Below are 13285 nucleotides of genomic sequence, written 5' to 3' on the forward strand. Positions count from 1 at the left end.
GGTCGACAGGTTCGCATGCAGTGCTCCCGCAAACATTACTCCACAGGCTATCGCTAGCCCCTTCAGCCATTTTCTGGCATTCATTCCTCTCTCCTTCTTTTCTTATGTTGTTATCCATTCATGCCCATCTAAAAATGACTATCCATTTCTTCCGATAGCTTGAGCATAAAATCAATACTAGCCAATACTTCTTTTTTCTTTACTTATAACTTTCAAGCCTACTTCCTTGACCCTATCTGTGTCAAGGATTTTGAAATATGAATTATTCTTCTTATGTAATATTAATTAAGGATGAATTTCATACTTTGGAGATACGATCAGTATTTTTTTTTATCAAGATTTCATGGCTAAGCTACCGGTTAGATTAAGCTAATGAATTAAGGATACCTCTAAAAATTCAGAGCTTTAAAAAAGACGAGACAAGCGCAAAAAAATACTGACGCAGCATATAATTGATATACAAGGAAATATTTTTGTGAACAACGATGTATTGTGACGAAATATCAATTTCTAGAGGTATCCTTAATGAATAGTTTGCATACATATAACTAAAAACTAAAATCGTCTGCTTCCTGGCTGAATACACATAAAAATCAATATCTCTATTAAACCTAAAACAGCGGTTATTCGTTTGATTGGAGAGTTAAATACATGACATATAGAGGCATTTTTGAAATTTTCTTATGTATCAGAATAATGAAACCGTTACAAAATGCATCATATATGGCTCCAGGCGCGAATGCGATGTTATTTTCCGTTGCAAAAGATGCTCTCTGCAGCTTCATAGCATCCTGCCTCGCACCTGACACACTTACTCACCAACTGCGGTTTTTAATTTAAATGCTATTTTAAGGAAACGTCATTATTAGCAATAATAGATTCATTATCTGTTTCTTCCGCAAGTTTTTCAGGTAAATGAGTGCTTATATTAGCCATTGATTGTTGCCTTTGCTTTTTACGGATATTATGAAACGATAACCCTGTTCCTGCAGGAATTAATCTTCCTACAATAACATTCTCTTTTAATCCGCGCAGATCATCTCTTTTTCCCATAATTGCCGCTTCTGTAAGAACGCGGGTTGTCTCTTGAAAGGAAGCAGCAGAGATAAATGAATCTGTTGAGAGCGATGCTTTAGTAATGCCTAGTAGCATATATTCGTATGTTGCAGGAGTTTTATTTTCAGCAAGCAGTTTCTCATTTTCTGCTAGCACATCAGCTCGCTCAACTTGTTCGCCAGGAATAAAAGATGAATCTGCTGCATCAATGATTTGTACACGACGCAACATTTGACGAACAATCACTTCAATATGCTTATCGTTTATCCTTACACCCTGTAAACGGTAAACATCTTGTACTTCATCAGTAATATACCGGGCTAATGCCTCCACTCCTTGAAGACGTAATATATCTTGTGGATCAGCAGGACCATCAACAATCGTCTCCCCTTTATTTACAACTTGGCCATCATGCGCCATAACATGCTTATCCTTTGGAATTAGATATTCATGTGCAATATTATCGAGATCGGTAATGACGAGTCGTTGCTTTCCTTTTGTATCTTTACCAAAAGATACTGTTCCAGTAACTTCCGCTAATAAACCGGCATCCTTAGGCGATCTAGCTTCAAATAATTCAGCTACACGCGGTAGACCACCCGTAATATCACGGGTTTTTGAAGTTTCCTGCGGAATACGGGCTAATACCTCCCCAACACTTACTTGCTGTCCATCCCGTACAGAAATGATCGAGCCAATTTGGAATGTGATGCTAACTGGCAAATCACTACCCGCAATTTTTATTTCTTTTTCTTCTTCATCCAAAAATTTAACCAATGGACGCAATCCCTTAGTTTGCGTAGCACCACGACGCTTTGGATCTATGACAACAAGTGTAGATAAACCCGTTATATCATCAATTTGTTTTGCTACTGTCACACCTTCTTCAACATTTTCAAAACGTACTTTGCCACTATATTCTGCGATAATAGGACGTGTATGGGGATCCCATGTTGTTAACACTTTGCCCACTTTTACCACTTCACCATCATGCACGAGTAACGTTGCACCATAAGGTACTTTATGGCGTTCTCGCTCACGTCCATTTTCGTCATAAATGACCACTTCTCCACTGCGAGAGATGACTATCAATTCTCCGCGAGCATTTTTTACATATCGCATCGTAGGAGAATAATGGATCACGCCATTTGATTTACTCTCAACCTGACTCACCACTACTGTTCTAGAAGCAGCTCCCCCGATATGGAATGTCCGCATGGTCAGTTGTGTCCCAGGTTCGCCAATAGATTGTGCAGCAATCACACCCACTGCCTCACCAACATTTACTGCTGTCCCTCGGCCTAAATCACGCCCATAACACTTGGCACATAACCCATACCGGGTTGCACACGTAAGCGGGGTACGTACTTTAACCTCATCAATCCCATATAATTCAATTTTTTCAACAGTCTCTTCATCAAGTAAAATGCCTGCAGGATAAAGAGTCTCCTGGTTTTCTGGATTAACGATGTCTTGCGCAGTTACTCGACCAAGTATTCGTTCACGTAACGCCTCAATAACCTCACCACCTTCAATCAGCGCTTTCATTACAACACCATTTTCTGTGCCGCAATCCTCTTCAGTAATCACTAAATCCTGAGTAACATCCACCAAACGGCGAGTAAGGTAGCCAGAATTAGCCGTTTTCAATGCTGTATCAGCAAGTCCCTTACGTGCGCCATGAGTAGAAATAAAATATTGCAGTACATTCAGCCCTTCACGGAAATTTGCTGTAATAGGTGTCTCAATGATAGAACCATCAGGCTTAGCCATTAACCCACGCATGCCCGAAAGTTGCCGAATCTGAGCTGCCGAGCCGCGCGCACCTGAATCGGCCATCATGTAAATTGAATTGAATGATTCCTGCATTATCGGATTGCCATTCTCATCTTGCTTTATCTTTCCTGTTAAGGAATCATATACAGGCTCTACACTTAATTGATCCATCATCGCTTTAGCAACCTGATCGCCGGCACGTCCCCAAATATCCACTACTTTGTTATAGCGCTCGCCCTGGGTCACTAAGCCTGAAGTGTATTGAGATGCTATTTCCTGTACTTCCTTCTCCGCAATTTTTATGATGTCATTTTTTTGAACAGGTGTAAGCAAATCATCCGCACAAATAGAGATGCCACCTCGCGTTGCATAGGAAAAACCCGAATACATGAGTTTATCTGCAAAAATAACTGTTTCACGTAAACCGCATAAACGAAAGCATGTATTGATCAGCTTTGAAATTTCCTTTTTCTTGAGCACCTTATTGATCACAGAAAAAGGAAGTCCATCTGGTAAGATTTCCGATAATAATGCGCGACCTACTGTTGTTTCATAACGTGTAATTTTTTCTACTTGTTTTCCTTCTTCCTTGCTCCTTTCAACTTCCTTTATTCTTACTATCACTTTGGTATCAAGCTCAACAACGTGATTTTCATACGCACGTGATACCTCGGCGACATCCGGGAAAAACATACCCTCACCTCGCGCATTGACCTTTTCCCGAGTCATATAGTACAACCCGAGCACGATGTCTTGCGAGGGTACGATAATAGGCTCGCCATTAGCGGGAGACAAAATATTATTAGTTGACATCATCAAGGTACGACATTCCATTTGTGCCTCAAGAGATAATGGAACATGTACGGCCATCTGGTCTCCATCAAAATCCGCATTAAAGGCAGCACAAACAAGAGGATGTAGCTGAATTGCCTTGCCTTCAATTAACACTGGCTCAAACGCCTGAATACCCAATCGATGAAGTGTTGGCGCTCGGTTTAACATTACCGGATGCTCTCGGATAACCTCCTCCAAGATATCCCACACTACTGGACTCTCATTTTCTACCTCTCGCTTGGCTGCCTTAATGGTGCTGGCAATACCCATAGCTTCTAGCTTGTTGAAAATAAACGGCTTGAACAGTTCAAGCGCCATTTTTTTCGGTAAGCCACATTGATGTAACTTAAGCTGAGGACCCACCACAATGACTGATCGCCCAGAATAATCGACGCGCTTACCCAGTAGATTCTGGCGAAATCGCCCTCCCTTGCCTTTAATCATATCTGCGAGAGACTTTAATGGCCGTTTATTGGCTCCTGTCATAGCCTTGCCACGACGCCCATTATCAAGAAGTGAGTCGACTGACTCTTGTAGCATACGTTTTTCATTACGCACGATAATTTCAGGCGCTCGAAGCTCGAGCAAGCGTTTCAGCCGATTATTCCGGTTAATAACACGACGGTATAGATCATTTAAATCAGAGGTTGCGAAACGCCCTCCATCTAATGGCACAAGCGGTCTCAATTCTGGCGGCAGTACCGGTAGTACCGTTAATACCATCCATTCTGGTTTTATACCTGATTTATTAAATGCTTCCAGTACTTTTAAGCGTTTAGCTATTTTTTTTAGCTTAGTTTCAGACCCTGTACTCTGCATTTCACGACGGAGAGAATCAATTTCCGCAACAATATCCATTTTATTCAACAGATCTCGTATACCTTCTGCACCAATACTTGCAGAAAAATCATCTCCGTATTCTTCCGTTTTATTGAGGTAATCGTCTTCAGTCAGCAACTGACCTTCAATAAGTGGTGTCATGCCTGGATCAGTTACTACATAAGCTTCAAAATAGAGCACGCGCTCAATGTCTCGTAATGTCATGTCTAATACCAGTCCCAAACGGGAAGGTAATGACTTCAGAAACCAGATATGCGCTACGGGAGATGCTAATTCAATATGTCCCATTCGCTCGCGCCGAACCTTAGATAAGGTCACCTCTACCCCACATTTTTCGCAAATCACGCCACGATGTTTTAAGCGTTTATATTTTCCGCACAAACATTCGTAGTCTTTTACTGGACCAAAAATCTTGGCACAGAACAACCCATCCCTTTCTGGTTTAAAGGTACGATAGTTTATCGTTTCAGGTTTTTTTACTTCACCGTATGACCAAGAACGTATTTTTTCTGGAGAGGAAAGACCAATTTTAATTGAATCAAACTCTTCTTTCTGAGTAACTTGTTTAAATAAATCAAGCAGCGCTTTCATTTGTCACTCCTAATAATCTATAGGTCGGCATAAAACATCTTCAACTAAGATTTCAATGTTGTTCCAAATCAACGTCCAACCCCAGCGATCGAATTTCTTTTACCAATACATTAAATGATTCTGGCATTCCCGCATCTATTTTGTGATCCCCCTTGACAATGCTTTCATATACCTTGGTACGGCCATTCACATCATCTGACTTAACGGTCAACATTTCCTGCAGGGTATAGGCAGCTCCGTATGCTTCTAGCGCCCATACCTCCATTTCACCAAAACGTTGACCACCAAATTGAGCTTTGCCACCAAGAGGTTGCTGCGTCACTAAGCTATAGGGTCCGGTAGAACGAGCATGCATTTTGTCATCAACTAAGTGGTGCAGCTTAAGCACATGCATATAACCTACGGTAACAGGTCGATCGAAAGCAGCACCTGTTCTACCATCATAAAGTGTTATCTGTCCTGATCGGGGCAAACCGGCTAATTCAAGCATATCCTTTATTTCTGTTTCTGTAGCACCATCAAAAACAGGCGTCGCAAAGGGCACGCCATCAACTAAATTTTTTGCAAGCTCTAATATTTCTTCGTCATTTAATGAGTTAGTTTCTTCTCTCTTACCGCTGCTATTATAGATTTTATCGAGAAACGCTCTGAGCTCGGTAATTTCTCTCTGCTCACGCAACATCTCATTAATTTTTTTACCCATTCCTTTTGACGCCCATCCTAAATGAACTTCCAATATCTGTCCTACATTCATACGCGATGGCACGCCTAAAGGATTCAAGACGATATCAACAGGAGTACCATCGGCCATATAAGGCATATCTTCTACAGGCACAATTCTTGAAATGACACCTTTATTTCCATGACGGCCCGCCATTTTGTCTCCGGGCTGTAAACGCCTCTTAACTGCAACATAAACTTTTACCATTTTCTGGACACCTGGCGGCAATTCATCCCCTTGTGTAAGTTTTTTTCTTTTTTCCTCAAAAGCACTATCAAACATTTTCTGCATTTGTGCCATGCTGTCTTTTATCTGCTCTAGCTGTATGCTTGCATCTTCATCGGCCAAGCGGATATCAAACCAATAGTGAGGATCAATACTCTCCAGATATTCTTTCGTAATAAGTGTGCCTTTAGCGAGTTTCTTAGGGCCACCGGTTGCTGTTTTGCCAATAAGTAAACGCTCTATGCGCATGAATGCATCTGCCTCAACTATGCGCATCTGGTCAGCCAGATCTTTTTTATAGCGAGACAATTCATCATCGATAATTTTCTTAGATCGCTTATCTCGTTCTACCCCCTCTCGGGTGAATACTTGCACATCAATCACGGTACCGGATATACCGGAGGGTACTCGCAAAGAAGTATCTTTAACATCAGAAGCTTTTTCACCAAAAATTGCTCGTAACAGCTTCTCCTCTGGAGTTAATTGCGTTTCACCTTTCGGAGTAACTTTACCAACCAATACATCGCCTGCTTCAACTTCAGCACCGATATAAACAATCCCGGATTCATCCAAGCGTGCAAGTTGACGCTCAGATAAATTGGGAATATCAGCAGTAATTTCTTCTGTACCAAGCTTAGTATCACGACTTACTATTGATAATTCCTCAATGTGAATAGAGGTAAAACGATCATCAGATACGACGTGCTCAGAGATAAGAATGGAATCCTCAAAGTTATATCCATTCCATGGCATAAAAGCCACCAGCATATTTTGCCCTAATGCAAGTTCGCCCAAGTCAGTCGATGCACCATCGGCGATGACGTCATCGCGCGCCAGAACATCACCCACTTTTACTAATGGGCGTTGATTAATATTAGTATTCTGATTTGAACGGGTATATTTAATCAAATTATAAATATCTACCCCCACCTCTCCTGGACGTGTTTCAATATCGTGCACGCGCACTACGATACGGCTTGCATCTACGTAATCAACTACTCCTCCACGCACTGCTCTCACAGCGGTACCAGAATGAACTGCCACAACCCGTTCTATTCCAGTCCCAACAAATGGTTTCTCCGCACGTAAACAAGGAACAGCTTGGCGCTGCATATTAGAACCCATCAAAGCACGATTGGCATCATCATGCTCTAGAAAAGGGATCAACGAAGCGGCAACGGAAACAATCTGGGCTGGCGCAACATCTACATACTCGATTTGATCTTTAGGCGCCAATGTAAATTCATTCTTTTGACGACATGAAACGATTTCATCTACGAATCTTCCTTCTGCATCAAGTCTTGCATTCGCTTGAGCAATCATATATTGACTTTCTTCAATAGCAGAAAGATAAACGATTTCGTCGGTAACTTTCCCATCTATTACTTTTCTATAAGGTGTCTCAATAAATCCATATTCATTAGTTTGCGCATAAAGTGCCAGCGAATTAATCAGACCAATATTGGGCCCTTCTGGCGTTTCAATAGGACATACACGTCCATAGTGTGTTGGGTGGACATCGCGCACTTCAAAACCTGCTCGTTCACGTGTTAAACCACCTGGCCCTAATGCGGAAATACGTCTTTTATGCGTAATCTCTGATAAAGGGTTCGTTTGATCCATAAATTGGGATAATTGACTAGAGCCAAAAAATTCACGAGCCGCAGCGGATACCGGTTTAGCATTGATTAAATCATGAGGCATAAGATTCTCTGATTCTGCCTGACTAAGTCGTTCTTTAACCGCTCTTTCAACTCGCGCCAATCCAGCTCTGAACTGATTCTCAGCTAATTCTCCAACTGAACGAACACGACGATTCCCCAAATGATCGATATCATCTATCTCTCCACGACCATTGCGTAATTCCACCAATATTTTGATCACATCGATAATATCGGAATTAGATAAGGTAGAAGAACCCGTTAGCTCTGAGCGTCCAACACGGCGATTAAATTTCATGCGTCCCACTACTGACAAATCATAGCGCTCGGGTGAATAAAATAGCCCATTAAACAAAGCGGTAACAGCTTCCTCAGTAGGAGGTTCGCCAGGACGCATCATCCGATAAATTGCCACTTGAGCTGCAGTCTGATCAATGGTTTCATCTATTCTCAACGTCTGAGAAATAAAAGAACCGTAATTAAGATCATTGACATAAAGCGTACTAATTTGCTCAATTCTAGCTCGACTTATTTTCCCAAGTATAGCTTCTGTAATTTCATCGTTAGCTAACGCTATAATTTCACCAGTTTCCTTATCTATAATATCTTGCGCCAAGATTTTTCCAATCAAAAACTCTTCTGGAACCGCGATCTGTTTTATACCGGTTTGCAATAATTCTCGAACATGTTTTGCTGTAATACGTTTATCTTTTTGAGCAATTACTTTACCTTTATCATCAGTAATATCAAAACTTGCTACTTCACCCCGCAAACGTTCAGGCACTAAATCAAATAAAATTACATTTTTAGAAAAATAAAAATGATCAAATACAAAGAAATCAGCGAGAATTTGTTCCGGCGTACAACCCATTGCTTTTAATAAAGTTGTCACGGGCATTTTGCGTCGGCGGTCAATACGGAAATAGACATAATCTTTGGGATCAAACTCAAAATCAAGCCATGAGCCTCGATAAGGAATAATCCTTGCAGAAAAAAGCAACTTACCTGACGAATGTGTTTTTCCACGATCATGCTCGAAAAACACACCCGGGGAACGGTGCAGCTGAGAAACAATTACTCGCTCCGTTCCATTAATAATAAATGAGCCAGTGTCTGTCATGAGAGGGATCTCTCCCATGTATACTTCTTGCTCCTTAACTTCTTTTACTGTCGGTTTAGAAATCTCTTTATCTAAAAGAGTTAAACGTACTCTGGCGCGTAAAGGAGATGCATAAGTCAAGCCACGTTGCTGGCATTCCTTAACATCAAATACTGGTATCCCAAGGGAGTAGCTAATAAAATCAATGCGAGCATTTTTCGAATGACTCTCAATTGGAAAAATTGAATTAAACGCTGCCTGCAACCCTTGATTAGCACGCTTATTAGGCGCGACTTTCTCTTGCAAAAAAGCTGCGTATGATTCAAGTTGAGTTGCGAGAAGAAAAGGGATTGGTAAGACGCTGGCACGTTTAGCAAAACTTTTTCGAATACGTTTTTTCTCAGTGAACGAATAGTTCATCAATTTTCTCCAGGCGCAGAATAATGAGGATTAAATAGTCATATTTATCCAAATAGTCATTTACTGGCTACCACAGTAAATGCTCGGCAAAACATCAAAGAAAGTAAAGGCCGGCAGTATATTTACTTCTGCCAGCCAATACTTTCATAACGGCGATATTACTTAATTTCGCAAGCAGCTCCTGCTTCAATAAGTTGTTTCTGAATCCCTTCGGCATCAGCTTTGGAAATTCCTTCTTTTACTGCTTTTGGAGCGCCATCAACCAAATCTTTCGCTTCTTTTAACCCAAGACCTGTTATTGCGCGAACCACTTTAATTACATTAACTTTATTATCTCCTGCTGAGGTTAGTACGACAGAAAATTCAGTTTGCTCTTCTGCTGCCGGAGCTGCTGAAGCAGCAGGTGCAGCAACGGCAACAGCAGCAGTCGCTGCAGCGGAGACTCCAAATTTTTCTTCCATATTCTTAATTAGCTCAGACAGCTCTAATACCGTCATGTTAGCAATTGCGTCTAAAATTTCTTCTTTGGCCACAGCCATTTCTTTCTCCTAACAATAAATTAAATTCTGATTAATTCTAAAAATGCGCAAAAATTTGCTTTCAAAAGCTGAATGAATCATTTATGATCACGTATAGCAGCTAATCCACGCACAAAGCTGGTAGGCACTTCATTAAGTGTTCTCACAAATTTCGCTATTGGTGCTTGCAACGTTCCCATCAATCTTGATAATAGTTCCTCTCTACTTGGTAAGCTTGCTAAGGCTGCAACTTCTTTGTTAGACAAGACAGTTCCAGTTATAGCTCCAGCTTTAATAACAAATTTATCATTATTTTTTGCGAACTCATGAAGTACTTTGGCAGTAGCCACCGGGTCACGACCAATACCATACACCAAAGGACCTACCATTTGATCAGCAAGATTAGAATATGGCGTGTTCTTCACTGCGCGGCGTACAAATGAATTTTTAACTACGCGAAAATATATTCCGCACTCACGTGTTTTAGCCCGTAATTGCGTAAATTTACTAACTTCCAATCCACGATACTCAGCCAATATAACCGCCTGCGCATCGGCTATTTGCGCGCCAACTTCTGCAATTATTGCTTTTTTCTGTTCAAGATTAAGACTCAAGATACATCCTCCACGTTAAATTCTGGAGTTATATCGGAATAATCACGATATCTTCCATACTAAAAAGCGGCGATCTATATTCAGGAGAAAACAATAAATCCTGTTCTGGATACGCCATCTGCGTTGGGTACCATTCGATAAATTCATGATAATTAAGTCTCAAGTTTGCAAATTTGATCATCTTTATTTAAAGCGAACATGAAACCCCAACGGTCTTTGATAACCTATTGACTATAAACGCCAATAGCCCAAAGTCTGTAAATCAATGCTCTAAACCGGATTGATCGACTCTCACTCCCACACCCATGGTACTGGAAAGAGTCATTCGTCTTAGATACACACCTTTGGATGTAGGTGGTTTTGATTTATTTAGCGCATCTACTAGCGCCAAAATATTTTTCTTAAGTGCATCAGGCTCAAACGATGCCCTGCCGATTGTACAATGCACAATACCTGCTTTATCTGCTCGAAACTGTACTTGGCCTGCTTTGGCATTCCGCACAGCAGCTGAAACATCCGGTGTTACCGTGCCTACTTTTGGATTGGGCATGAGTCCTCGCGGCCCTAGGATTTGGCCTAATTGACCAACAATACGCATCGCATCTGGACTTGCAATAGCGACATCAAAGTTAATCTCGCCTGCTTTAATTCTTTCCGCAAGATCCTCAAAACCAACAATATCTGCGCCCGCATCAAGCGCTTCTTTAGCTTTATCTCCTTGGACAAAAACAGCAACACGCACCACTTTGCCTGTGCCTGCCGGTAAAACAACTGATCCACGTACCGCTTGATCTGATTTTCTTGCATCTATCCCCAAATTGATGGCAACATCAACTGATTCATCAAATTTTGCAGTTGCAGTTTCTTTTATAAGTGTAATGGCTTCTGCTAGCGAGTAGGATTTATTATGATCTACCTTTTTGTTTATCACTGCATATCGTTTAGAAACAAGTGCCATTCTATAACCCCTCCACTTCCACACCCATGCTTCTTGCACTACCAGCAATAGATTTAACTGCAGCATCCATATTCGCTGCAGTTAAATCCGGCATTTTTAATTTAGCTATTTCTTCTGCTTGATTACGACTTAATTTCCCTACTTTATCAACGTGTGGCTTAGCACTTCCTTTACTTATACCTGCAGCCTTTTTAATTAATACCGTGGCAGGTGTTGTTTTCATAACGAATGTAAAGCTTTTGTCTGCATAAGCCGTGATGATTACTGGGACAGGCAAACCCGGCTCCATTTTCTGTGTAGCCGCATTAAATGCTTTACAAAATTCCATAATGTTAAGTTGACGCTGCCCAAGGGCAGGGCCAATAGGGGGGCTTGGATTAGCTTTTCCAGCCGGTATTTGCAACTTGATATAGCCGATAATCTTTTTTGCCAAAATTATTCTCCTTTTGGGTTCTATTGAATGCCTATAACATTCTCCCCGATGTGATACAAAACAATAACAACTTCTATTTTCTAAATTGAGCTATCTTTTGTGAGAAATTAGGATTTTTCGACTTGATCAAAATCTAATTCAATGGGTGTGGGTCGACCAAAAATTGAAACGGATACTCTTAATTTATTTTTGTCGTAATTAACATCCTCAACATTCCCATGAAAATCTGTAAATGGCCCTTCTTTAACACGCACAGCCTCGCCAATCTCGAACAGTATTTTTGGTTTAGGCTTTTCTACGCCCTCTTGAATCTGATTGAGTATATTTTGAACTTCTTTTTCGCTGATGGGTGTCGGTTTCGTTAGAGAACCACCAACAAAACCGCTGACCTTGGCTGTATGTTTAACCAAATGCCAGGTTTCATCAGTCATTTCCATTTCTATCAATACATAACCAGGGAAAAATTTCCTTTCGCTGATATTTTTTTGACCACCCTTAATTTCCATCACCTCTTCTACAGGAACCAATATTTGGCCAAATTTATCCTCCATATCAGCACGAGCAATACGTTCCTCCAATGCTCTCTTGACGCTATTTTCAAAGCCAGAATACGCGTGAATCACATACCATTTTTTGCTCATTTTACCACCCGGATCATTTAGCTAGCCCTCTTGATCCATTACAAACCTAATGATCGCCATCAATCCGGTATCTACTAGCCATAAAAAAGCTGCCATAGCTATTACAAAAGCAAAGACCACACCTGCGGTTTGCATCGTTTCTTTTCGACCAGGCCAAATCACTTTTTTTGTTTCTTCAATTGACTCCCTGCTAAATGCATAAAATTGCTTGCCTTGATCAGTAAACCAAGCTATTGTAATTCCCAGAATTATGCCTAGCAACAAAAGCAAAACGCGAACAACCATTGCGCTATCGCGCAAATAGTAAAAACCTACAACACCAGCTATTATCGATAATATAGCAAGCGTCAATTTAAATTTATTCACCCAGACACCACCCCTGACGATAGATAACCAGCTTTGCCTTCTTAATAATTTCTTAATTTCAGATTGACAATCAGATCCATAAGCAAAATTAATAATCCCTTACTTAAATATAATGACTTACTTTTATCAAAAACTAAAACCCATCATAATTTTAATTCAATCGATTTTCTGAAATAAATTCAATTTTGGCAGGCCAGGAGGGCATCGAACCCCCAGCCTTCGGTTTTGGAGACCGACGCTCTGCCAATTGAGCTACTGGCCTATTTTCTACACAACACTTTGCATTTTATACATTATTTTTATAACAGAATTTCAAAACATAAAAATAAATTGGAATACTACTTATCTACTCAATAATTTTAGCTACAACGCCTGCCCCAACAGTTCTGCCACCTTCACGAATGGCAAACCGCAGGCCTTCTTCCATCGCAATAGGGGCAATAAGATTGACAACCACCGAAATATTATCTCCAGGCATGACCATCTCAGTGCCTGCTGGAAGCTCTATCGATCCCGTAACGTCTGTTGTCCT

General features: G+C 40.8%; 8 protein-coding genes, 1 tRNA gene and 1 pseudogene. All 10 read right to left on the reverse strand.

What is annotated here, in order from left to right; all coding sequences use genetic code 11:
• Positions 1 to 843: 843 nt before the first annotated feature.
• Positions 844 to 5097, reverse strand: a complete 4254-nt coding sequence (gene rpoC / locus BM122_RS18225; protein WP_074906965.1) for a DNA-directed RNA polymerase subunit beta' — start codon at positions 5095 to 5097, stop codon at positions 844 to 846.
• A 52-nt stretch (positions 5098 to 5149) separates the two neighbouring features.
• On the reverse strand, positions 5150 to 9223 hold the full coding sequence (gene rpoB / locus BM122_RS18230) for a DNA-directed RNA polymerase subunit beta (RefSeq protein ID WP_074906966.1): 4074 nt from the start codon (positions 9221 to 9223) through the stop codon (positions 5150 to 5152).
• A gap of 158 nt (positions 9224 to 9381) precedes the next feature.
• Positions 9382 to 9762, reverse strand: coding sequence for a 50S ribosomal protein L7/L12 (gene rplL / locus BM122_RS18235; RefSeq protein WP_074906967.1), 381 nt, complete (start codon positions 9760 to 9762; stop codon positions 9382 to 9384).
• Between the two features lie 77 nt (positions 9763 to 9839).
• A complete protein-coding gene (gene rplJ / locus BM122_RS18240; protein ID WP_074906968.1) occupies positions 9840 to 10355 on the reverse strand; it encodes a 50S ribosomal protein L10 in 516 nt (171 codons plus the stop codon).
• Between the two features lie 262 nt (positions 10356 to 10617).
• Positions 10618 to 11313, reverse strand: coding sequence for a 50S ribosomal protein L1 (gene rplA, locus BM122_RS18245; RefSeq protein ID WP_074906969.1), 696 nt, complete (start codon positions 11311 to 11313; stop codon positions 10618 to 10620).
• 1 nt (position 11314) lies between these two features.
• A complete protein-coding gene (gene rplK, locus BM122_RS18250; protein ID WP_074906970.1) occupies positions 11315 to 11746 on the reverse strand; it encodes a 50S ribosomal protein L11 in 432 nt (143 codons plus the stop codon).
• Between the two features lie 107 nt (positions 11747 to 11853).
• Complete coding sequence (gene nusG, locus BM122_RS18255) at positions 11854 to 12387, reverse strand: transcription termination/antitermination protein NusG (protein WP_074906971.1); 534 nt, start codon at positions 12385 to 12387, stop codon at positions 11854 to 11856.
• Between the two features lie 21 nt (positions 12388 to 12408).
• Entirely contained in the window at positions 12409 to 12753 is a 345-nt protein-coding gene (secE, locus tag BM122_RS18260) for a preprotein translocase subunit SecE (protein WP_074906972.1), read from the reverse strand.
• 186 nt (positions 12754 to 12939) lie between these two features.
• A tRNA-Trp gene (locus BM122_RS18265) sits at positions 12940 to 13015 on the reverse strand.
• 84 nt (positions 13016 to 13099) lie between these two features.
• A pseudogene (gene tuf / locus BM122_RS18270) lies at positions 13100 to 13285 on the reverse strand (elongation factor Tu); the annotation flags it as partial.

This window comes from Nitrosomonas communis (assembly GCF_900114745.1).
In the GTDB taxonomy this organism is placed as follows: Bacteria; Pseudomonadota; Gammaproteobacteria; order Burkholderiales; family Nitrosomonadaceae; genus Nitrosomonas; species Nitrosomonas communis_A.